The organism is Paracoccus alkanivorans (genome assembly GCF_003697785.1).
Classification (GTDB): Bacteria; Pseudomonadota; Alphaproteobacteria; order Rhodobacterales; family Rhodobacteraceae; genus Paracoccus; species Paracoccus alkanivorans.
The window spans coordinates 132,249-154,555 of the sequence record NZ_QOKZ01000004.1; the positions used below are offsets into that span (position 1 = coordinate 132,249).

The 22,307-nt window shown below is 62.7% G+C and carries 23 protein-coding genes and 1 tRNA gene; 16 read left to right on the forward strand and 8 right to left on the reverse strand.

Annotated elements, in window-relative coordinates; all coding sequences use genetic code 11:
* The first annotated feature begins 32 nt into the window (after positions 1-32).
* Genes C9E81_RS11795 through xylA form a run of 4 tightly spaced genes read left to right on the forward strand, consistent with a single transcriptional unit; the run spans position 33 to position 4,147 of the window.
* Entirely contained in the window at positions 33-1,043 is a 1,011-nt protein-coding gene (locus tag C9E81_RS11795; RefSeq protein ID WP_122112555.1) for an ABC transporter ATP-binding protein, read from the forward strand.
* Positions 1,040-2,149 (forward strand): Gfo/Idh/MocA family protein, encoded by a 1,110-nt coding sequence (locus tag C9E81_RS11800; RefSeq protein ID WP_122112556.1) that lies wholly within the window; start codon positions 1,040-1,042, stop codon positions 2,147-2,149. Before C9E81_RS11795 ends, C9E81_RS11800 begins: the two co-directional genes overlap by 4 nt.
* Positions 2,146-2,793 (forward strand): ThuA domain-containing protein, encoded by a 648-nt coding sequence (locus C9E81_RS11805; RefSeq protein ID WP_122112557.1) that lies wholly within the window; start codon positions 2,146-2,148, stop codon positions 2,791-2,793. Before C9E81_RS11800 ends, C9E81_RS11805 begins: the two co-directional genes overlap by 4 nt.
* A gap of 52 nt (positions 2,794-2,845) precedes the next feature.
* Complete coding sequence (gene xylA, locus C9E81_RS11810) at positions 2,846-4,147, forward strand: xylose isomerase (protein WP_122112558.1); 1,302 nt, start codon at positions 2,846-2,848, stop codon at positions 4,145-4,147.
* A gap of 94 nt (positions 4,148-4,241) precedes the next feature.
* Here the strand turns inward: xylA and glmS are convergent, their stop codons facing one another.
* Together glmS and glmU are read right to left on the reverse strand one after the other, a co-directional pair.
* Positions 4,242-6,059: a glutamine--fructose-6-phosphate transaminase (isomerizing) gene (glmS, locus tag C9E81_RS11815; protein WP_122112559.1), complete on the reverse strand. Its 1,818-nt coding sequence runs from the start codon at positions 6,057-6,059 to the stop codon at positions 4,242-4,244.
* Positions 6,059-7,402, reverse strand: a complete 1,344-nt coding sequence (glmU, locus tag C9E81_RS11820) for a bifunctional UDP-N-acetylglucosamine diphosphorylase/glucosamine-1-phosphate N-acetyltransferase GlmU (protein WP_122112560.1) — start codon at positions 7,400-7,402, stop codon at positions 6,059-6,061. The genes glmS and glmU overlap by 1 nt, the downstream gene beginning before the upstream one ends.
* Positions 7,403-7,518: 116 nt before the next feature.
* Here glmU and C9E81_RS11825 point away from each other — a divergent pair, with 116 nt between their 5' ends.
* The 4 genes from C9E81_RS11825 to C9E81_RS11840 all read left to right on the forward strand — a co-directional run bounded on the left by C9E81_RS11825 (position 7,519) and on the right by C9E81_RS11840 (position 9,977).
* On the forward strand, positions 7,519-8,238 hold the full coding sequence (locus C9E81_RS11825) for an HAD-IA family hydrolase (protein WP_122112561.1): 720 nt from the start codon (positions 7,519-7,521) through the stop codon (positions 8,236-8,238).
* Between the two features lie 73 nt (positions 8,239-8,311).
* Entirely contained in the window at positions 8,312-9,181 is an 870-nt protein-coding gene (locus tag C9E81_RS11830) for a PhzF family phenazine biosynthesis protein (protein WP_122112562.1), read from the forward strand.
* A complete protein-coding gene (locus tag C9E81_RS11835) occupies positions 9,178-9,477 on the forward strand; it encodes a DUF1330 domain-containing protein (protein WP_122112563.1) in 300 nt (99 codons plus the stop codon). Before C9E81_RS11830 ends, C9E81_RS11835 begins: the two co-directional genes overlap by 4 nt.
* A gap of 38 nt (positions 9,478-9,515) precedes the next feature.
* Positions 9,516-9,977: a tellurite resistance TerB family protein gene (locus C9E81_RS11840; protein WP_122112564.1), complete on the forward strand. Its 462-nt coding sequence runs from the start codon at positions 9,516-9,518 to the stop codon at positions 9,975-9,977.
* A gap of 5 nt (positions 9,978-9,982) precedes the next feature.
* Here the strand turns inward: C9E81_RS11840 and C9E81_RS11845 are convergent, their stop codons facing one another.
* The 3 genes from C9E81_RS11845 to C9E81_RS11855 are packed head-to-tail and all read right to left on the reverse strand — an operon-like array spanning position 9,983 to position 13,379.
* Positions 9,983-11,293, reverse strand: a complete 1,311-nt coding sequence (locus C9E81_RS11845) for an NAD(P)/FAD-dependent oxidoreductase (protein WP_122112565.1) — start codon at positions 11,291-11,293, stop codon at positions 9,983-9,985.
* A 32-nt stretch (positions 11,294-11,325) separates the two neighbouring features.
* Positions 11,326-12,684, reverse strand: a complete 1,359-nt coding sequence (locus C9E81_RS11850) for a glutamine synthetase family protein (RefSeq protein ID WP_122112566.1) — start codon at positions 12,682-12,684, stop codon at positions 11,326-11,328.
* Positions 12,681-13,379: a type 1 glutamine amidotransferase gene (locus tag C9E81_RS11855; RefSeq protein ID WP_122112567.1), complete on the reverse strand. Its 699-nt coding sequence runs from the start codon at positions 13,377-13,379 to the stop codon at positions 12,681-12,683. The genes C9E81_RS11850 and C9E81_RS11855 overlap by 4 nt, the downstream gene beginning before the upstream one ends.
* 143 nt (positions 13,380-13,522) lie before the next feature.
* On the opposite strand from C9E81_RS11855, the gene C9E81_RS11860 reads away from it, so the two are divergent.
* Positions 13,523-14,638: an aminotransferase class V-fold PLP-dependent enzyme gene (locus tag C9E81_RS11860; RefSeq protein ID WP_122112568.1), complete on the forward strand. Its 1,116-nt coding sequence runs from the start codon at positions 13,523-13,525 to the stop codon at positions 14,636-14,638.
* 69 nt (positions 14,639-14,707) lie between these two features.
* On the opposite strand, the gene C9E81_RS11865 is transcribed toward C9E81_RS11860, so the two are convergent.
* The 3 genes from C9E81_RS11865 to rlmB form a co-directional block, all read right to left on the reverse strand.
* A complete protein-coding gene (locus tag C9E81_RS11865; RefSeq protein ID WP_341802639.1) occupies positions 14,708-15,139 on the reverse strand; it encodes a CoA-binding protein in 432 nt (143 codons plus the stop codon).
* A gap of 211 nt (positions 15,140-15,350) precedes the next feature.
* Positions 15,351-15,782, reverse strand: coding sequence for a YHS domain-containing (seleno)protein (locus C9E81_RS23675; protein ID WP_425010640.1), 432 nt, complete (start codon positions 15,780-15,782; stop codon positions 15,351-15,353).
* 68 nt (positions 15,783-15,850) lie between these two features.
* Positions 15,851-16,651 carry a 23S rRNA (guanosine(2251)-2'-O)-methyltransferase RlmB gene (gene rlmB / locus C9E81_RS11875; protein ID WP_122112571.1) on the reverse strand — a complete coding sequence of 267 codons (801 nt, stop codon included), beginning with the start codon at positions 16,649-16,651 and terminating at the stop codon, positions 15,851-15,853.
* A 122-nt stretch (positions 16,652-16,773) separates the two neighbouring features.
* Here rlmB and C9E81_RS11880 point away from each other — a divergent pair.
* From C9E81_RS11880 to C9E81_RS11910, 7 genes are all read left to right on the forward strand, one after another.
* Positions 16,774-16,857 (forward strand) — tRNA-Tyr (locus tag C9E81_RS11880).
* Between the two features lie 436 nt (positions 16,858-17,293).
* Complete coding sequence (locus C9E81_RS11885) at positions 17,294-18,616, forward strand: ATP-binding protein (protein ID WP_122112572.1); 1,323 nt, start codon at positions 17,294-17,296, stop codon at positions 18,614-18,616.
* 10 nt (positions 18,617-18,626) lie between these two features.
* Positions 18,627-19,250 (forward strand): response regulator, encoded by a 624-nt coding sequence (locus tag C9E81_RS11890; RefSeq protein ID WP_122112573.1) that lies wholly within the window; start codon positions 18,627-18,629, stop codon positions 19,248-19,250.
* Positions 19,250-19,762, forward strand: a complete 513-nt coding sequence (locus C9E81_RS11895; RefSeq protein ID WP_122112574.1) for a DUF2478 domain-containing protein — start codon at positions 19,250-19,252, stop codon at positions 19,760-19,762. Before C9E81_RS11890 ends, C9E81_RS11895 begins: the two co-directional genes overlap by 1 nt.
* Before the next feature lie 110 nt (positions 19,763-19,872).
* A complete protein-coding gene (gene mbfA / locus C9E81_RS11900; protein WP_122112575.1) occupies positions 19,873-20,847 on the forward strand; it encodes an iron exporter MbfA in 975 nt (324 codons plus the stop codon).
* A 79-nt stretch (positions 20,848-20,926) separates the two neighbouring features.
* Positions 20,927-21,268, forward strand: a complete 342-nt coding sequence (locus C9E81_RS11905) for a hypothetical protein (protein ID WP_122112576.1) — start codon at positions 20,927-20,929, stop codon at positions 21,266-21,268.
* Positions 21,269-21,447: 179 nt separating this feature from the next.
* Positions 21,448-22,296 carry a WD40/YVTN/BNR-like repeat-containing protein gene (locus C9E81_RS11910; protein ID WP_243698629.1) on the forward strand — a complete coding sequence of 283 codons (849 nt, stop codon included), beginning with the start codon at positions 21,448-21,450 and terminating at the stop codon, positions 22,294-22,296.
* Positions 22,297-22,307 lie beyond the last annotated feature (11 nt).

Sequence of the window (22,307 nt, forward strand, 5' to 3'; positions counted from 1 at the left end):
TCGAGCCCGGCGAGCAAACAGGCGAGGATCGCATGTCCGAAGTTCAACTGCAGAACATAACCAAATCCTTTGGCGCGATGACGGTCATTCCCAACCTGAACCTGACCGTTCCGGATGGTTCCTTCACGGTTCTGGTGGGGCCATCGGGTTGCGGCAAATCGACCTTGCTGCGCATCATCTCGGGCCTGGAAATGCCGAGCAGCGGCGATGTGCTGATCGGCGGGCAGGACGTGACGCTGGAAGAGCCGTCAAAGCGCGGCATCTCGATGGTGTTCCAGTCCTATGCGCTATATCCGCATATGACGGTGGCCCAGAATATCGATTTTGGCTTGCGGCTGGCCAGGATGCCGGCCGCCGAACGCGAGGCCCGCGTGGCCGAGGCCGCCCGGATACTCGCGCTCGAGGATTATCTCGACCGCAAGCCCGGCCAGCTTTCGGGTGGGCAGCGTCAGCGCGTGGCCATCGGGCGTTCCATCGTGCGTCACCCCAAGGTTTTCCTGTTCGACGAACCCTTGTCGAACCTGGACGCGGCGCTGCGCACCCAGATGCGGGTCGAACTCGCGCAGTTGCACCAGTCGCTCGACGCGACGATGATCTATGTCACCCATGACCAGGTCGAGGCCATGACGCTGGCCGATCAGATCGTGGTCATGAATGCCGGGCGCATCGAGCAGGTGGGGGCGCCGATGGAATTATATGATCGCCCGCAAACGGAATTCGTCGCGGGTTTCATTGGATCGCCCAAAATGAACCTCCTGCCCGGCTCGGCCATCGGGCAGGAGGAGGTGAAGACCGTGGGCATCCGCCCCGAGCATATCGCTGTCACAGGCGAGGGCGGCGACTGGCCAGCCGTCGCGCAGGTGGTAGAGACATTGGGGGCCGATACAGTGGTTTACGCGAAGGCCGAGCGCATCGGCGATGTAACCGTGCGGCTGCCCGGGAATATCCGCCTGAAGGCGGGCGAGCGTCTTTCCCTGACTCCCGAACGCGCCAATCTGCATCTCTTCGGTCATGACGGCAGACGCATGGAGGTGGTGCAATGACCGGGCTGGGCATCGGCATCATCGGCTGCGGCGTCATCAGCGACATCTACATGCGGAACACGGCGATATTTCCCCATATCTCGCTGCGCGCTGTTGCGGATCTCGTCCCGGAGGCCGCGCAGGCAAAGGCGGATGCCTATGGCGTCGCCGCAATGACGCCGGCCGAACTGCTGGCGCGCGACGATATAGATATCGTCCTGAACCTGACCATCCCCGCCGCACATGTCGAGGTCGGCCTTGCCGCCCTTGATGCGGGCAAGCATGTCTATTCCGAAAAGCCGCTTGCAGGCAGCGTCCGCGAAGCGCGCCAGCTTGTTTCGGCGGCGGCGGGAAAGGGGCTGCGGCTTGGCTGCGCGCCCGATACCTTCCTTGGGGGTGCTCATCAGACAGCGCGGGCCTTGCTTGACGATGGAAGGATCGGTAGGGCGACCGCAGGCACCGCCACATTGATGTTGCCGGGGCATGAACGCTGGCATCCCAATCCCGATTTCTACTATGCCGGACCGGGCGCGGGGCCGCTCTTCGACATGGGACCCTATTACATCACCGCGATGCTGAACCTGCTCGGGCCGGTCCGCCGGGTCAGTGCCCTGGCCTCGCGCGGGCGCGACCACCGGATTATCGCGCAAGGCCCCCGCGCGGGCGAAAGCGTGCCTGTCGAGACCGCCACCCATGTCGCCGGGATCATGGAATTTGCCAATGGCACGCTCGTCCAGATCGTCACCAGCTTCGATGTCCGGGCGCATCGCCATTCTCCGCTCGAACTTTACGGCACCGAGGGCTCTCTGCTGATCCCCGATCCGAACCGTTTCGATGGCGATGTGGAATTGTTCGACGGTGAATGGCTGACGCAAGACATAAACCATGGCCATGGCGACGGCAATTATCGCGGGCTGGGCCTGGCCGACATGGCCGTCGCCATCACCGAGGGGAGGCCGCACCGGGCCAATGGCGGATTGGCGCTGCACGCGCTCGACGTGATCGAGTCGCTTCTTTCCTCGGCTAACAGCGGCAAGACGGTGACGCTTTCCACAAGCTGCGAAAGACCCGAGGCGCTCACCCCAAGCGACCGGTTCGGGCAGATCGATATTTCGGAGGCAAGATGAGCAACAAGACGGCACTGATTTTCTGGGGCGGCTGGCAGGGCCACGAGCCCGAAGCCTGCTCCTGCATCGTCGAGGAAATGCTGGCGAATGAGGGCTTCGATGTGCGGCGCGAGGAGGGCACGAAGGTATTGGCCGAGGCCGATCTGGGCCGGTTCGACCTTATCGTGCCGCTGGTGACGCAGGTGCAGGTCGAAAAGGACGAATTGCAGAACCTGGTCACGGCCGTCGAGGGCGGAACCGGGCTTGGCGGCTTCCACGGCGGCATGGCCGACGCCTTCCGCATGGAACCGGCCTATCAGTTCATGACCGGCGGCCAGTGGGTCGCCCATCCCGGCAACATCATCGATTACCGGGTCGAGATCGTGAAGCCCGATGACCCGCTCGTCTCCGGGATCGGCGATTTCGACTATCGCTCCGAACAATATTTCATGCATGTCGATCCGTCGATCGAGGTTCTCGCGACCACCACATTCGACGGTGCGCATGCGCCCTGGACCAAGGGCACCGTGATGCCGGTCGTCTGGAAACATCGATACGGAGCCGCCCGTGTATTCTATTCGTCGCTTGGCCATGTCGCTGCCGAATTCGAGGTGCCGCAGATGCGGGAAATCCTGCGCCGTGGCTTGATCTGGGCCGCGCGCTGAAGCGTGAAGTATCGACCGCAAGCCGGTCGCCTCAATCATCAAAGGAATCATCATGAGCAATTTCTTCAAGGATATCGCACCCATCCGCTACGAAGGCACGGAAACCGGCAACGAATTCGCGTTCCGCCATTACAACCCGGATGAAATCGTCCTCGGCAAGCGGCTGGAGGATCACCTGCGCTTCGCGGTGGCCTATTGGCACAGCTTTGCCTGGGAAGGCGGCGATCCTTTCGGCGGGCAGACCTTTGAGCGCCCGTGGTTCGGCAACACGATGGCGGATGCGAAGCTGAAGGCAGAGGTTGCCTTCGAGCTGTTTTCGATCCTCGGCCAGCCCTTCTTTTGCTTCCATGACGCCGATGTGCGGCCCGAGGGCGCGAGCTTTGCCGAAAGCCGCCGCAATCTAGACGAAATTGCCGATATTTTCGCCGCCAAGATGGAAGAGACCGGCACCCGGTTGCTGTGGGGCACGGCAAATATGTTCTCGCATCGTCGCTGGATGGCGGGTGCTGCAACCAATCCCGACCCGGACGTGTTCGCCTATGCCGCCGCATCGGTGAAAGCCTGCATGGATGTGACCCACCGCCTTGGCGGCGAGAACTACGTGCTGTGGGGCGGGCGCGAAGGTTATGAGACGCTTCTGAACACCGATCTAGGGCGCGAAGCCGAACAGGCCGGGCGCTTCCTGGCGAAAGTCGTGGAATACAAGCACAAGATCGGCTTCAAGGGCACGATCCTGATCGAGCCTAAACCGCAGGAGCCGACCAAGCATCAATATGATTACGATGTCGGCACGATCTACGGTTTCCTGAAGCGCTTCGGGTTGGAAAACGAGGTGAAGCTGAATGTCGAGCAGGGCCATGCCATCCTCGCCGGGCATTCGTTCGAGCATGAGCTTGCCCTGGCAGCGTCCCTGGGCCTGCTGGGGTCGATCGACATGAACCGCAACGATTACCAATCGGGATGGGATACCGATCAGTTCCCGAACAACGTCCCCGAGGTCGCGCTGGCCTATTACGAGGTCCTGAAGGCGGGCGGGTTCACGACCGGCGGAACGAATTACGACTCCAAGCTGCGGCGGCAATCACTCGATCCCGAGGATCTGGTGCTGGCGCATGTCGGCGCGATGGATGTCTGCGCGCGCGGGCTGAAAGCCGCGGCGGCCATGCTGGAGGACGGCTTTCTGGAAAAGGCCCGCAGCGAACGCTATGCGGGCTGGGAAACGCCGCAGGCGCAAGCCATGCTCGATCTGCCGCTGGAAGAGATCGCGGCACGTGTCGAAGCCGAAAACCTCGATCCGGCACCCCGCTCCGGACGGCAGGAGCGGCTCGAAAATCGGATAAACCGGTTCGTGTGATCGCACGCGGGTCCGGTTTCGGGCCCGCTCGCCACCCACAGCCCGTAAAACGGAGTGAGCCGGAGCAACCTGGTTTCTGTCATCCGATCAGGACTTACTCCACAGTTACGGATTTCGCCAGATTGCGTGGCTGATCGACATCCGTCCCCTTGGCCACCGCCGTGTGGTAGGCCAGATACTGCATCGGGATCGCATAGAGGATCGGCCGGAATACACCGCCACCGACCGGCATGGTCAATGCCGCATGGGCGCCTTCACCGGCAGCCGCTATACCTTCATGATCCGACAACAGCAGGATCTGGCCATGGCGCGCCATGACTTCCTGCATGTTCGAGATGGTTTTCTCGAACAGGTGATCATAAGGGGCCAGCACGACAACCGGCACATCGCGGTCGATCAGTGCGATAGGCCCGTGTTTCAACTCGCCCGACGCGTAGCCCTCGGCATGGATATAGCTGAGCTCCTTCAGCTTCAGCGCCCCTTCCAGCGCCACCGGGAACAGCGCTCCACGGCCCAGATACAACACGTCCTGCGCTTGCGAGAGCCATTCGGACAATGCCCGGCAATGGTCCGAAAGATCCAGCGTCTGCTGCAAAAGCCCCGGGACGGCGCGCAATTCGGCCAGATGTCCCGCCAGTCCGGCATCATCCATCCTGCCGCGGTCATGCGCCGCCTTCAGCGCCAGAATCGCGAGCACAGTCAACTGGCAGGTGAAAGCCTTGGACGATGCCACGCTGACCTCGATTCCCGCCAGCGTGGGCAGGGCGATATCCGCATCACGGGCAATCGCGGAGGTGCCGACATTGACCAGGCCGATGGTCTGGCTGACATGGTCGCGCGCATAATGCAGCGCGGCCAGCGTATCGGCTGTTTCACCTGACTGGCTGACGGCGATGAACCAGCTTTGCTGGGACAGCGGAGGCTCGCGATAGCGGAACTCCGAGGCCACATCGATATCACATGGCAGGCCGGCCAGTGTCTCGAACCAGTATTTGGCGACATGGCCCGCATAATGCGCCGTGCCACAGCCGACCAGTGACAACCGGTCGACACTGCGGAAATCCAGCGCGTCGGGCAGCACGATCCGATCACCCTTTACATAATGGTTCAGGACATCGGCGATGACCGAGGGTTGCTGCGCGATCTCCTTGGCCATGAAATGGCGATATCCGCCCTTGTCGATGGCGGTTGCGCCGACATCGATGCGGCTTTGCCGGCGGCCGACCTGATGACCCTCGCGGTCATAGATCTGCACCCCGGCCCGGCTCAGCACGGCATGATCGCCATCCTCAAGATAGGTGATCCGATCCGTGAATGATGCAAGCGCCACGGCGTCGGAACCCAGATACATCTCCTGATCGCCATGCCCGATGGCCAGCGGGCTGCCCTTGCGTGCGGCAAGAATCAGATCCTGCTCGCCTTCGAACAGAAAGGCGAGTGCAAAAGCTCCATGCAGGCGGGCCAGCGTGGCACGGGCAGCCTCCACCGGACCCATGCCCTGCTCCATGTGATAGCCGGTCAGCAGTGCAACGGTTTCGGTATCGGTCTGCGACTGCGGATGGATGCCCCTGGCGATCAGTTCCTCCCGCAATTCGCGGAAATTCTCGATAATTCCGTTATGGACAACCGCGACCGGCCCCGAGCGGTGAGGATGCGCGTTCTCCTCGGTCGCAGCACCATGGGTGGCCCATCTGGTATGACCGATGCCGGTATGGCCACGCAAAGGTTCATGCACCAGCTTGTCGGAAAGATTCACCAGCTTTCCGACGGCACGGCGGCGGTCCAGCTTTCCATCGGCATCGATAGTCGCCACACCGGCGCTGTCATAGCCGCGATATTCCAGCCTCCGCAACGCTTCGACCAGTTGCACAGAGACCTCGTGCCCGCCCAGAATACCGATGATACCGCACATCAGCGCTGCTCCTTTTTCATGCGCAGGGCCTGCATGAGCCGGATGGCCAGGCCAGGTTTCGAGACCTGCCGAGCGCGGCCGATCGCCAGGGCGCCGTCCTCGACATCCTGGGTAATCACCGATCCCGAGCCGGTCATCGCCCCGGCTCCGACCCGGACCGGAGCGACCAGCATGGTGTCGCTGCCGATAAAGGCATTGGCACCGATCTCGGTACGGTGCTTCATCACTCCGTCGTAATTGCAGGTGATGGTGCCCGCGCCAATATTGGTATGCTCGCCGACATGCGCATCGCCAAGATAGGTCAGGTGGCCGACCTTGACGCCCTCGTCCAGCACGGCGTTCTTGATCTCGACGAAATTGCCGACATGGACTTCTCCCCCCAGTTCCGCACCGGGACGAAGGCGGGCGAAGGGGCCAACGGTTGCGCCGGACGAGATATGGCACCCCTCCAGATGGCAGAAGGGCAGGATCTCGGCGCCGGATTCCACCGTGACGCCCGGTCCGAAAACGACATTCTGACCAATGACGGCATCCCGCCCGATAGCGGTATCCAATGAGAACCAGACGGTTCCGGGATCAGAGAGCGTCACGCCATTATCCAGCGCCCCCGCACGGGCGCGAGCCTGAAACGCGGCCTCGGCGGCGGCAAGCTCGGCGCGGGTGTTGATACCCAGGGTTTCCTCTTCGTCGCAGGTAACGACATTGCAACGATAATCCTCGGCACGGGCCAGCTCCACGAGATCGGTCAGGTAGTATTCCCCCGCCGCATTGTCATTCGTCAACCGGACAATCAACCGCCGCAGCAGGCTGACGTCCAGGGCCATGACGCCGGAATTGCAGAGCGCGATCAAGCGAATAGCTTCATCGGCGTCCTTGTATTCGACGATCCGCTCCAGCCCGGCCTCCGACACCACCAGGCGGCCATAACGACCTGGCTCCTCGGCCTCGAATCCCAGCACCACGAGATCGGCCGTATGGCTCGCCAGCGCCGCCAGCGTTTCCTCGCCGATGAATGGCGTGTCGCCGTAAAGCACGATCACCTTGCCCTCGAAACCTTCCAGCAGAGGCAACGCCTGACGCACGGCATGGCCGGTGCCAAGCTGTTCGGATTGCAGGACGATACGCGCCTCCGGTTCCAGCTTGTGGACCGCGTTTTCCACGGCGTCAGCCCCGTGACCTGCAACCACGATGATTTCGATGGGTTCAAGGCTCCGCGCAGCGGCCAGCGCATGACCGACCATCGGCACCCCGCCAAGACGATGCAGCACCTTGGGCAAATCCGACTGCATCCGGCTGCCTTGCCCCGCCGCCAGAATGACCACTGCTACCGGTGTTTCCGCCATGACTGCCCCAATGCCTGCTCAATTTCATTGTCCCGGGTTCTAATCCGTGACAGATGCGCTGGAAAGCCCTGGGGCATTCACCTTTGGTTTCGGATTGTTAACTGAAAGGGAAACGGATGGCGGGAACAGTCGTCTTCGATCTGGATGGCACATTGGCCGACACTTCAGCCGATCTGATCGCCGCCGCGAATTCCTGCTTCGAGGCGCGCGGCCTGGGCCCATTGCTCGATCCGGTCGCTGATGCCTTGATCGCTTTTCACGGCGGGCGGGCGATGCTGCGGGCGGGATATGGGCGGGTGCCGCAGGATGTATTGCTGCCTCCCGGCGCAGAGGAAGAGGATTACCCGCGCCTGCTGGACTTCTATGGCAGTAACATCGCGGTTCATACGCGCCTTTATCCCGGGGTCGAGGCGGCTCTGGAACAACTTGCATCGGATGGACATCGGCTTGCCATTTGCACCAACAAGCCTGAGGGACTGGCGGAAAGCCTGCTGCGCCAACTGGGGATACGCGACATCTTCGCCGCGCTGATCGGGGCAGACACCTTGCCGGTTCGCAAGCCCGACCCCAGGCCCTATCGCGCGGCGGTCGCGGCGGCGAATGGCGAGGTTTCGGCCTCATTCCTGTTGGGTGACACGGAAACCGACCGCAAGACCGCAACGGCTGCCGGGGTCCGGATCGCGCTGGTCGGCTTCGGTCCCGAGGGAGCGGCAATCTCGCGGCTGACGCCGGACGCGCTCATCGGCCATTACGACGAACTGCCGGAACTGGCACGGAGCTGGCTGGGCAAATACGAGGCCTTGCCACACGATCTACAGGCATCTCGGGAATACTGAACGGATCAAGGCGACTGCCCACTCCCGCCCTGCCTCCCCCGGAGGTATTCGGACAAGAAAGAACGAGGCGCACATGCTCGAATATCATGTTTACGACGTATTCACAGACCGGCCATTTGCCGGGAATCCACTGGCCGTGGTGATGGGGGCCGATGGGTTGAGCACGGCGCAGATGCAGGTGATCGCGCGGCAGTTCAACCTGTCCGAGACAATCTTTGTCATGGCACCGCGTGATCCGGCGAATACGGCACGGGTGCGGATATTCTTTCCGACCGCGGAAATCCCTTTTGCCGGCCACCCCACCATCGGCTGCGCCTTGCATCTGTGCGGGGGACGGGACGGGCGCGTGCTGCTGGAGGAGGAGGCGGGGCTGGTTCCGGTCGAGATTCGCGCGGGACAGGCTGAATTCATAGCCCCAAGGCTGCCGGTTGCGCATCCGGGAAAGGCGGAGGACGAACTGGTCGCGCTGGCGCTGGATCTGCCGAAGGCGGCAATCGGGTTCGGGAATCATCGCCCGGGGATCTGGCAGGGCGGGCCGGCTTTTCTCTTCGTTCCGGTTGCCAGCCTGGCTGACCTGGCCACCGCACGGCCGATCGAGCCTTACTGGTCGCGGCTGATGGCCGAAGCACAGGTCGGCAGCGCCTATCTTTACACGAGCGGAGATGCGGGCTTTCGTGCCCGGATGTTCTCGCCCACCGCAGGAATTCCCGAGGATCCGGCGACCGGGTCGGCCTCAGCCATTCTGGCGGCGCAACTGCTGGAAAGCGGCGCGCTGGCCGAGGGTGAGACGCAGATCCCGTTGCAGCAGGGCATCGAAATGGGCCGCCCCTCGCGGATCGGCTTGACCACCCTGGTTCAAGGCGGCAGCCTGAGCGAGATTAGGATCAGCGGCGGTGCCGTCCAGGTGGCGGAAGGCCGCATCCGGATACCGGAGGAATCATGACCAAAGCCTATTGGATCGCCCATGTCAGCATAGACGACCCCCAAGCCTATGAAGCATACCGTCAGGCCAATGCCGAGGCATTCTCGAAATTCGGCGGGCGGTTCCTGGTCCGTGGCGCCCCGCAAGAGGTCGTCGAAGGTCAGATGCGGCCACGCAGCGTAGTGATCGAGTTCCCTTCGCTTCAGGCGGCGCGGGATTGTTATCACAGCGCGGAATATCAGCGCGCCAAGGCATTGCGGGATCCTGTCAGCCAGGCTGATCTCGTGATCATCGAAGGCTGGCCTGGTGACAGCTAGATACTTGTGGTTGCGAAGAAAAACCGTATGATTGAATAATGTTTCGCAACCTCTTGACCCGCCTTTTCAACGATGAACCGCATCCGCAGCCGCTGGCTTCGCCGGACGCGGAAGTGGCGATTGCGGCGCTTCTGGTGCGTGTGGCCCGGTCGGACGATCATTACGAGCAGGCGGAACGGCGGCGCATTGATCAGATATTGGCGCGCCGCCGTGGGCTGACGCTGGACGAGGCCGCAGAGCGTCGTGCCGCCGCAGAGATGATCGAGGCCGAGGCCCCCGATACCGTGCGCTTCACCCGTTCGATCAAGGACCGGATCGCGCTGGAGGATCGCCTGGACGTGATCGCCTCGATGTGGGAGACGGCCTATGCTGACACCACGCGCGTGTCGGACGAAGAAACAATGATTCGCCTGGTCGCCGGGCTGTTGGGGGTTCCGGACCGGGATTCGGCCTTGGTGCGTCAGAAGGTATTGCAGGATCTGGGAATATCCGAAGGCTGAGCAGGTCAGAACCCTAACCGGTCCCGCAGCCCATACCACGCCATACCCGCCACGAGCAGTGGCGTCCTCAATATCGCGCCGCCGGGGAAAGGGCGCGTCGGAACCGCCGCCATCGCGTCGAAACCTTCGGCCTGCCCCGCCACCGCCTCGGCCATAAGCCGTCCTGACAACGTCGCCAATGCGACGCCATGCCCCGAAAACCCGCTGGCTGAAAGGCAGTTGGGTGCGGGCCGCGCGAAACAGGGCATCCGATTCATGGTGATCGCCAGAGTCCCCCCCCAGGCATGGGTCAGGCGGACATCCCGAAGCTGCGGATAGACCGACAGCAAATGCGGCCGCACCACCCCGGCGATATCTTCGGGAAAGCGGTAGCTGACGGTCTCGCCACCGCCGAAGATCAACCGCCGTTCATCGTCCAGACGCCAGTAATTCACCACGAATTTGGTATCGGCAACCGCGGGATTTCGGGGCAGGATCTCGGGGAATTCCTCGCCCAGAGGCTCGGTCGCCACGATGTAATTGTTGATCGGCATGACGCGGGCGGCGACCTGCGGCGCGATATCCCCCAGATAACCGTTACCGGCTAGGATCACGTGATCACAGATCACCTTGCCGGTGTCGCAATGCAGGATGGTTTTCTCTTCGGCCTTGCGTGCATGAGTGATACGGTGGACATGGGTGTTTTCACATATGTGCACCCCGGCTTCATCCGCCAGCCGCGCGATGCCGATGGCGAGGTTGAGCGGGTGAAGATGCCCCGCACCCCAATCGACATCACCGCCGACATACGCGTCGCTGCCGATCAGTTCGGCCAGTCCGGGACCATCCAACGGCTCTATCCGGTCATAGCCATAATATTGCGCCAGATGGTCGGCGAGGTTCCGGGCGTGATTCACCTCGGATTTGTTCCGGCAGGCATGAGCTACGCCATCGCGCACCGGCACCCCGGCCTCATCCGCCAGCGAGCGGACCAGCGCCTTGGCCTCTTCGGCCAGAGCCCACAGGTGCCGGGCGCGATCCCGGCCCAGTTGGGCCTCCAGCCAGTCAACCTCCTGCCGCTGGCCCGATCCCAACTGCCCGCCATTGCGGCCCGAGGCACCGAAGCCCACGCGATGGGCCTCGACCAGCATGACCTGAAACCCACGCCGGGCCAGGTGAAGCGCCGCCGACAGGCCGGTATAGCCACCCCCGACAACCGCGACATCGGCCCGCGCCTCGCCCTTCAGCATCGGGAAAGGATCGAGCGGGCTGCGGGTCTCGGCATAGAGGCTGGCGGGATATTCGCCGCGCCGGTCATTGACATAAAGCAGGTTCATGGGCGCTCCCGCATAAACGACTGTGCTTCACTTCAGACGTTCAGCAGCAGATGTTCCCGTTCCCACGGGCTGATGACCTGAAGGAACTCCTTGTATTCGTTACGTTTCACGGACTCATAGACCGCTGCGAACTCTTCGCCCAGCACATTGCGCATGGCGGAATTTTCGGCCATGATATCCAGCGCATCGCCTAGGTTATAGGGCAACTCGTCCTGCGACATATAGGCGTCGCCCAGATATTCCGCGCGAGGGGCCTCACCCTCCAGCAATCCCAGATAACCGCAGGCCAACGAAGCGGCAATGCCCAGATAGGGATTACAGTCCATCCCGGCCAGCCGGTTCTCGATCCGCCGCGCTTCAGGCCCTGATATCGGCACGCGCAGCCCTGTCGTGCGGTTGTCGCGACCCCATTCCAGGTTGATCGGAGCGGCGAAATCCGGAACATAGCGGCGATAGCTGTTCACGTAAGGCGCCAGCAGCGCGATGGCCGCGGGCAGATGTCGCTGCATTCCGGCAATGAAATGCAGGAAGGCCGGAGTCTCGCGGCCCTTCGCATCCGAAAAGATATTCCGCCCGGTTTTCATGTCCACGATCGAATGGTGGATATGCATGGCACTGCCCGGTTCGCCCTCGATCGGCTTGGCCATGAAAGTCGCAAAGCAGTCATGCCGCAGCGCCGCCTCGCGGATCAGGCGCTTGAAATAGAAAATCTCGTCGGCCAGCGCGACGGGATCGCCGTGATTGAGGTTGATCTCGACCTGCCCTGCTCCGCCCTCTTGCAGGATGCCGTCGATCTCGAATCCCTGCGCCTCGGCGAAGTCATAGATATCGTCGATGACCTTGCCATACTCGTCCACCGCCGACATAGAATAGGCCTGCTTGGCTGCCGCCCGCCTGCCGGTGCGTCCCATCGGGGGAATGATCGGCTGGTTGGGGTCGGTATTCCGAGCGACGAGGAAGAATTCCATCTCGGGCGCGATGACGGGTTTCCAGCCCTTCTCCTCATAGAGCCTGACCACCCGCTTCAGCACGTTGCGTGGAGCAATGGGAACCGGATTGCCCTGCTGATCCATCGCGTCATGGATGATCTGAAGCGTCCAGTCCGCTGTCCATGGCGCGGCGCTCGCCGTGCTGTAATCGGGGGTCAGAATCATGTCGGGCTCGGTGAAGGCCCCCGTCGGGTTGTCGGCCCACTCGCCGGTGATGGTCTGCAGGAATATCGAGTTCGGCAGATAGAACTTGTCCTGGCGCGCAAATTTCGAAGCCGGCATCGCCTTGCCCCGCGCCACACCGGCGATATCGGCCACGATGCATTCGACCTCGTCCAGCCGGCGCCCGGCCAGATACTCGCGCGCTGCCTCGGGCGTGCGCTCCATCCAGTGCTTGTTCATGCCGCTCCCTTCGCCCGGGCGCGGGACTGCTTGAAAAATGCCTCGATGCGATCGGCCAGCAGTTCGGAGTCTCTGGCCTCGCCCATCCGGCTGGCAGCGCGGTCCAACAGCTCCTGCGGGACGATACCCTTGGCCCGGGTATCCATCAGACCCTGCACGAAAGCGTCATCGAATTCGGGATGCGGCTGCACGCTGAAAACCCGGTCGCCATAGATCAGTGCGGCGTTCTCGCAGAAATCGTTGCGCGCAACGACCTCCGCCCCCTCTGGCAAGACCGCGACCTGATCCTGATGCCATGCGTTCAGGGTCACGGACTGGCCATCGAAATCGTAGTTCTGCGCACCGACTGCCCACCCGCCCGGATGCTTGACAACCTTGCCGCCCAATGCCTGCGCGATGATCTGGTGACCGAAACAGATGCCCACCTGCGGCACCCCCTCGGCATAGGCACGGCGGATAAAATCCTCAAGCGGCGGGATGAATGGATGATCTTCGTAAGCACCGTGACGGGAGCCGGTCAGCAGCCAGCCATCCGCATCGTGAACATCCGAGGGAAACTCCATTCCCTCGACATGCCAGACCCGGAATTCGAATCCGCGCCCGCCCAGCATCCGCGCGAACATATCGGGATAGTCGCCCAGTGCTTCCTTCAGTTGCGCGGGCGACTGACCGCATTGAAGTATACCGATATGCATGAATGACCTGCAAAGTTGTCCCTGGTCGCAAGGTAGTCGCGCGGATGGGGTGGCCGCAAGGGGTTGCGCCATTTGGTTGGCTGGCAAAGCCGGTGGGGACGGGTTAGCCTGCAGCCCGAACCGATTATGAAGGAGCCGCGTTCATGTCCGCAATCGATCCCGACGGCCTGCAGGAATTCTCGGTGGTGTTCACCGACCGCTCACTGAACCACATGTCGCAGAAATTCCAGCGTGTCATGCGCGAGTTGTCCTCTACCCTGCGCGAGGTCTATGCCGCCGATCAGATCGCTATCGTGCCGGGAGGAGGCACCTATGCGATGGAGGCCGTGGCACGGCAATTCGGACGCGATGCCCATGCGCTGATCGTGCGTAATGGCTGGTTCAGCTATCGGTGGAGCCAGATTTTCGAGGCGGGTGGCTTTTCCCGCGAAACCACTGTCGCCATGGCCCGCCCCGCCGGGAACGAGCCGCAGCCCGCCTTTGCCCCGCCACCGATCGAAGAGGTGGTTGCCCGGATCGCGGAGGCACGTCCCGATGTCGTCTTTGCACCACATGTCGAGACATCCGCCGGGCTGATCCTGCCGGACGAATATATCGCCGCCATGGCTGACGCCGCACATGAAGCCGGGGCGCTGATGGTGCTGGACTGCATCGCTTCGGGCACAATCTGGGTGGATATGAAAGCGCTCGGTGTCGATATCCTGATCTCGGCGCCACAGAAGGGCTGGTCCGCCTCCCCCTCCGCGGGGCTTGTCATGATGTCGGAAGCAGCGGGGGAACAACTACAGCAAACCGAAAGCGACAGCTTCGCGCTGGATCTGAAAAAATGGCGCGCCATCATGACAGCCTACGAGGATGGCGGCCACGCCTATCACGCGACCATGCCGACCGACGCCCTGGTCGGCCTGCACGCAGCCATTGCCGAAACGCGGGAAATGGGTTTCGAGGCGGCGCGCGAGGCACAATGGCGACTTGGCAACGGTGTCCGCGCGATGCTGGCAGAAAAAGGCCTGCGTTCGGTCGCTGCCCCGGGTTTTGCCGCACCGGGGGTCGTCGTGTCCTATACCGCTGATCCGGATATCAGGTCCGGCAAGAAATTCGCCGCCGAAGGAATGCAGATCGCGGCAGGCGTCCCTCTTGCCGTGAACGAGGGGGACAGTTTCTCTACATTCCGGCTTGGTCTCTTCGGGCTCGACAAGCTGAAGGATGTCGAAGGTACCATCAACCGCCTGAAAACGGTTCTGGACAAGGTTCTGTAAATTGCCTGCGGCGGATCTTCGGGCAGCGGCTCCGTGTCTGAAGATCCGCCGCATGATCACAGCATGGCGTCAGATATGCCGCGGAAACTCGATCTTCGGGCAGCGGTCCTGGATGACCTCCACGCCCCGTTGACGGGCCCTGGCCGCTCCCGCCTCATCCCTGAGGCCCAGTTGCAGCCAGATCACCTTCAGATCGGGCATATGCGCCAGAGCCTCGTCAATGATCGTGCCCAAAGCTTCCGAACGGCGAAAGATATCCACCATCTGAACGCCGGCGTCAGCAGGAATATCGGCGAGATGCGCATAGACCCGTTCATCGAGAATCGTGCCGCCGGCATGGCCGGGGTTGACGGGAATGACGCGAATTCCCTGTGATTGCAGGTAACGTGCCACGCCCCAGCTTGGGCGTGCCTCGTTGGGCGACAGGCCCACCATCGCGACCACCTTGGTCTCACGAGCGATCCGGGCGATCTGTTCGTCTTCGTCGATCTCGATCTGCAAGGCGAGCCTCCCTCTCTGCCAGGACGGTGCGTTAACCTTGCACAGAAAAGGCGCCCGGTCCAGAATCTGGCCGGGCGCAAGTCGCGGAACGAGGGACAGTGATCCGAACATGACCGTTCCGGGGTCATGTTCTGTAAATTAAATGGGCAACACGGACGAAAAGTTCCAGAGAATTCTCGAAAATGTGATTAAGCTACATGAAATCCGGGCTTTACTTCATAGCGGACCATATTTCCCGGGCCTCTTTCAGTATCCGGTCCGGGGACTTTCTGACCTTCCGCAATTCCGCGCCGGAGCGGAACAGATACAGCTGATGATCGATAACGGCAAAAAACCGCGGATCACCCTGTTGTTGTCGGCCATTGACCAGCGATACGGGGCAATACCCGCCAAAAGCGGGGGTAAAATGCCGCGGATCTGCCTCGAATCGGGACCGATTCTCTTCCGAGACGAAATGCCACGCCTTGCCCCTCCACATCGTCACGATATCTCTGCGCCCCGGGACGGCATGGCCGGAGGTATATCCGACCGCATCATATCCACCCAACGCCCAATCCTCCGCGAAGGAAGGTGACGCGAGTGCGAAAGACAACGATATGGACAGGATCAGCTGCTTCATGGAGGTCACTGCAACAGGAGCCATAATGATTGACAGCCCTTGGCGTGATTCTCAACGGCAAGACGGGCCTGTCGCATGCTTGTGATACCTTGTCACCTGGCCGCCGCGTATAGTGCCACGGCGGCAGCGTTCGAAACGTTCAGGGAGCCGAAATCCGCAGCAAAGGGAATACGCGCGACGTAATCGCAGGTTTTCGTCGTCAGATCGCGCATCCCCGGGCCTTCGGAACCCAATACCAGGCAGATGGCCCGTCCCGACAGATCGGTCAGCAGGTCGGGCAGATCCATGCCGCCGGAGCCATCCAGTCCGATCAGGATAAAGCCCATTTGCTTCAATTGATTTAACGCCTCCGCCAGATTCGGCACCCGCAGATAGGGTTGGCGCTCCAGCGCCCCCGAGGCAGTCTTGGCCAGGGCACCGGTCTCTGGTGCCGAATGGCGGGCAGGCGCGATTACCGCCCTTGCGCCGAACACCTCGGACGACCGCAGCACGGCACCGACATTATGCGGATCGCTAACCCTGTCGAGAGCGACGAGCAGCGGCCGCGTCTCCCCCGGCGCTTCGCGTAGCGCGACCTCGCTGAGGCTTCCCCATTTCAGCGGTTTCACTTCCAGCGCCACGCCCTGATGGACGCTTTCATCCGGCAACGGAACAATTTTCGTGAACACGCGCGAATCGGTCAGCTCCGGTGTCATGCCATGCAGCTCGCCCAGACGGTCCAGGGCATTCCGCGTCGCCACGAGCCGCAGCTTTTCGCGGGCGGGGTTCGCCAATGCGTCACGAACGGCATGCAGTCCGAAAAGCCACAATGTCTCGGCCCCTGCCGCTCGGCGTGCGCGTTCCTTGTCAATGACCCAGCTTGGCTTCTTCGTTTTCCGCGACGTATCGGCCATCTTGTTTTCCCTTGTTGCATTTCCCTCTCTGCGCGTCCCGCTGTCTTCGCGCAAGCCCCGGAAATCCGCTTGACGCCCATCCGCGCGGTCGCTAATCACGCCACACGCCGATGGCGCTCGGCGGGCGACGTGCTGCAAGGTGCGGCAGCGGACTGTAACTCCGCCGGGGAGACCCATGCCTGGTTCGATTCCAGGGTCGCCCACCACCTACTCATAAGCTATTGCTTTTCATGTCACCTTTTGACCGGAATGTTTTATCTAGGTTACCGCCACTATCTTGAAAGTGATTAACTCTCTTTGGGAGTGACAGATTCGGATATTCCCGACCGAGGCCGGGGCGATCAGGGGCTAACGGGCATTCGACTCTCTCGTGACATTCTGATCTCCACATCAGCCTTTCCGGTAATCAGCTTGATAGACCCCATTATAGTGTGGATCCGATCGACCGCATCCCGGCGCTTTGCTGTCTGCAACGCCCACCGCCTGTCCGGTGCATGTCATAGGGTGATCGAGGTAGGAACACAGTTCATCAAGGGGATCATCCTTCATGCTGCACATCCCTCTGGAAAGCCCCATCGGGTTGTGGGATCGGTTCGCCCATGGGCATGGACGTCCCGTCGTGCATGCGCCAATCTGCGGGGTATGAACCGCCTGCCCCTGATCACGCGCATCCTCCTGCTGATATTCGCCGTGCAGGCTCTGCTGTTTGCGGCGCTGGCGGCGGCTAATCTAAGCAGCCTGCGCGGCGAGATCGCGCTGGAAACCCGGCTTGGCGCACAGACGGCCCGTTCACTGGTGCTGGCCACCATCGGCACCCTGCAAACTGCCGTTGCCCCGGAAGAGCTGATGGCGATACTGCCTGAACGGCTGGTTCCCCCGCGTCACACCACGATCATGATTCTCGATCCGCGCGAGGGCGCCATCCGCGAATCCGATTCCGGGCAGAAACCGGTGAATGCCGCACCGGGCTGGTTCGCGGCGCTGGTTGCGCCGGAACCACAGGAAACCCGCGTGCCTGTCACCGCCGGCGGACGGCTGCAAGGCTTTGTCCATATCGCCACGGATCCCGCGGCCGGAATAGCCAGCGCATGGCGAAACATGCGCACCACGCTCGGGCTGGCGGCGATTGCGGCGGTGGCGCAGGCGTTGCTGATCCTGGTCGCAACCCGGCACGCGCTGCGCCCGGTAGGCAGCATCAAGGCGCGACTTGAGGATCTGACCCATGGCGACCTGACCGCGCGGGTCGGCGACCTGTCGCAACCCGATCTTGCGCCGTTGGCCGAGGGCGTGGACCGGCTGGCATCCGCGCTGGAGCAGGCACAGGCCGATCGCAGGCAGTTGCAGCGCCGGGTCGTCAGTCGCGGCGACGAGGAACGCAAGGCCATCGCCCGTGATCTGCATGACGAGATGGGGCCATGCCTCTTTGGCCTGCGTGTCGAGGCAGATGCGCTGCGCAAGGCGGCCTCTGGTGCCGCGATCGTCGAGCATGCCGACGCCATCGCCTCAATCGCCGCGGAGATCTCGCGCGTGAACCGGGCCCTGCTGGACGATCTGCGTCCGGCGGCGGTGGGGCAGCTGCCCCTGCCTGCCGTGCTGTCGGATTACGTGGACGATCTGGGCCGCCGCTTTCCCGATATCCGCATCGGCCTGAACATCGCGGCGGGGTTGCCGGAACCCGACGAAGCCACCGCGCTGACCCTGTTCCGCATCCTGCAGGAGGGCACGACCAATGCGCTGCGCCACGCCGATGCGGCTTCCGTGACGATCCGCCTCTGGACCGATCCGGCGCATTGGCGCATGATCCTGTCCGATGACGGCAAGGGCTTCGGCCCCGACAGCCGCGAGGGCACCGGGCTGACCGGCATGCGCGAGCGGATTACCCTTCTGGGCGGCAGGTTGCGCCTGTCATCGGGAGAAGACGGAACCACCATAGAGGCAAGCCTGCCTCGGACGCAGACCGGATGAGGTCACAGGAATGAAAAGCGCGCTGGTCATAGACGACCACCCGATCACCCATCTGGGCGCCAGCCGCCTGCTGCGCGAAATGGGCTACGACCCGGTCGGACAGGCGATGTCGGGCGAGGAGGCCTTGGCGCAACTGGCAAGCGGCCCCCTGCCGAGCCTGATCGTACTCGATATCAGCCTGCCCGGAGCCGGCGGGCTTGACCTTGTCGAGCCCTTGCGCGAGGTCGCGCCCAAGGCACAAATCCTGATCTTTTCAATGAACGACCAGACCGGTTTTGCCGCCCGCGCCCTGCAGGCTGGCGCCCAGGGCTTTCTGTCGAAGAATGCCCCTCCGGCCGATTTCCGTGATGCTGTGCGCACGCTTGAGGCGGGAGAATTCTACCTCTCCGCCAAACAGGCCGTGGCCCTGGCGACCCTGCGCGCCGGAGCCGCCGCCGATCCGCTCGGCGCATTGTCGGACCGCGAAAGGCAGGTGCTTGGGCTGATCGGGCGCGGCCTTAGCCTGCAGGCCATCGCGGACGAGCTTGGGGTCAGCTACAAGACCACCGCCAACACCTCCTCGGCGCTCAAGAAGAAACTGGGCGTGGACGGTATCAACGGATTGATGAAATTCGCCCTGGAAAGCGGGATCTGATGCTGGGCTGGTTTGGATTGCCGGAAGGCGCACCTCCCGGGGCCGCCGATCGGATTCTGGAGGCGCTGGTGCGGGAACTGTCCGGCGGGGGCCTGCGGCTGGCCGGAGCAGTGCAAGTCAACCTGGACCGGGGGCAGAACTGTGCCTGCGACATGGATATCGTGGTGATCGGCGAAGAAAACCGCCCGATCCGTATCTCGCAATCGCTTGGCACCGGCTCGACCGGCTGCCGCCTGGATCCGGGCGCATTGGAAACGGCCGCAGCGCGTGTGGCCGCGAGACTGGCGGGAGCCGAATTGCTGATCCTGCCAAAATTCGGCAAACAGGAAGCCGTCGGGCGGGGCTTTTGCGACGTGATCGGACAGGCGGTGCTGGGCGGGCTGCCGGTGCTGTTGCATGTTCCACGGGATCAGCGGCAGGCTTTCGCGGCGTTCAGCGGTGCACTGGCAGAAGAGATTCGGCCCGACGCACTGACCGACTGGTGCCGGAAACAACTGACAGGCGCGACGTGAGACGCACGGTGACGGCTGGTGCCCGCGCCTTTGTCGTGGCAAGGGGGCTGTTCGCCCCCTCGGCCGCGAGCGGCCTCACCCCCAAAGGTATTTGAACAAAGAAGAAGACCATGCGGATGCTGAGTAATCGCAAGCGTTTTTCCGATCTGAGCGAGCGCGAGGTGCTGGCGCTGGCCATCGCCTCGGAGGAGGATGATGCGCGGATCTATCGTAACTGGGCGGAGTTCCTGCGTGCTGATTACCCGGCTACGGCAGCGGTATTCGACGGGATGGGCGACGAGGAGGACGAGCATCGGCAACGGCTCATCGGGGCCTATCGGAGCCGGTTCGGCGAGGCGATCCCGGTGATCCGGCGCGAGCATGTCGCAGGTTATTACAGCCGCCGCCCGGCATGGATGATGCGGAACCTGTCGCTGAAGGCGATCCGCGAAGAGGCCGCCCTGATGGAGCATGACGCGGCCGAGTTCTATACCCGCGCGGCCCAGGCCAGCAGCGATGCGGCGACCCGCCGGCTGCTGGGTGACCTGGCCGCGGCCGAGCGGGGGCACGAGGAACGCGCGGGTGAGTTGACCGACGAACATTTGACCCCCGAGGCACGGGAGGAGGAGGAAGCGGTCTCGCATCGCAATTTCGTGCTGACATGGGTTCAACCGGGACTGGCGGGACTGATGGATGGCAGCGTTTCGACGCTGGCGCCGATTTTTGCCACCGCCTTTGCCACGCAGGACAGCTGGACGACATTTCTGGTCGGGCTGGCCGCCAGCCTCGGCGCTGGAATCAGCATGGGCTTTACCGAGGCAGCCTCGGATGACGGGGTGGTGTCGGGGCGCGGGTCACCTTTCAAGCGCGGGCTTGCCTCGGGGGTGATGACGGCGATCGGCGGGCTGGGGCACGCGCTGCCTTATCTGATTCCGCATTTCTGGACCGCCACCATCATTGCCTGCATCGTAGTCTTCATCGAGCTGTGGGTGATCGCATGGATCCAGAACCGCTGGATGCAGACACCCTTCTGGCGCGCCGCATTGCAGGTCGTGGTCGGCGGCGGACTGGTCTTTGCCACCGGCGTGCTGATCGGCTCGGGATAGCGTCCAGTGACCTCGATGTGAGTGCCGGGGCGTATCTGCCGCATCGACAAGGCGCCATTTCCGGATTAGCGTGATTACCATGCGCAGAGTTGCCAGCATCGTCGTGACATTGTTCCTCGCCCTTTACGCAACGGGTGCGGTGCTGCATCCGGCTGGCGCTTCGGCCATGTCGTTCGACATGGCGATCTCTGCTGATATGGGCATGGACATGTCCGATTGCCGGTCCTGCGATGTGGATGAAGGCGGCGGAGCCGGGCAGGCTTGCGACATGATCTGCACGACTCCCATGGTCGCCCCCCTGGTCGCATCGATGGGGCCGCTTCTGGCCATCCCCCCGACGCAGGAGCATCCGCTGAACAGGGTTTCTTTGACCGGACTCATCGAGTCTCCAGAGCCTTTCCCTCCTCGAATTTTCATCTGAACCGGACTTTTGCCACTGCGGTCCCGCGGCAGCGGGCCGCATTCCGGGCTATCGGTGCATGCCGAGCATGCGCCCTATGCCTGCTGAAGATCAGATGAGACTTTCAAATGCCAAGAACTTCATATTCCGGGCTGTCACGCCGGGCCTTCCTTGCCGCGAGCACAGGGGTTTGGCTGTCTATGACCACCCGTTCGTCGCAAGCCCGAGCGACAGGCGATCCAAGCCTCGCCTTCGATGACAACGCGCTTATTGCCGCGACGCATCGGGTTTGGCGATACGATCCATTGCGCGGCACGCGGCGGGAACTGCCCTCCCCCGGTCGCGTCGCCACCCTTGCCACCCACCCCAACCGTCCGGGCCGGATCGTCGCGGGACTGGCATCCGGAAGCGTGTGCATCTCGGATGACGGTGGTAATGGCTGGGAAAGCCGCGCCGCCGGCTTGCCCTCTGCCCCGGTCAATGCTGTCACCATTGCCGCCGACGATCCCGATCTCATCTATGCCGCACTTCGTGACGACGGATTATGGAAAAGCGAGGATTCCGGCCGCAACTGGTCCTTTGCCATGGATCGGCCCTGGCAGAATGAGGCAGAACATGACCCGCTCGCGCTCGCCTCGGTCGCTCTTGAAACCGGGATGGGCGGCATCTGGATATATGCCGGAACCGATGCCGGGCTGATCCGCGTTCCGGATTGCTTCTGCCGCTGGCAAGCGGTGCAGCCGGGAAATGCGATGGATGCATTGGCCTCTGGCAAGGCACCGCCGCCCGAAGCACCGCTTCCCGAAGGAGAGCCGATCCATGCGCTGGCCGTCATGCCTTCGCACCCCGGGACATTATATGCGGCGCTTCCATCGGGGCTGTGGACCTCGTCAAATGGTGGCGTGGTCTGGTCACAACTGGCCGATGGAGCAGCGACGGCCATCGCCGTTCACCCCCGGGACATCGGGCAAATGGCGGCAATCATTGACGGAAACCTGAAACTCAGCCGCGACGGCGGCGCAAGCTGGGCTGCGCCCTCAGCCACATAAGGAGCCAAATC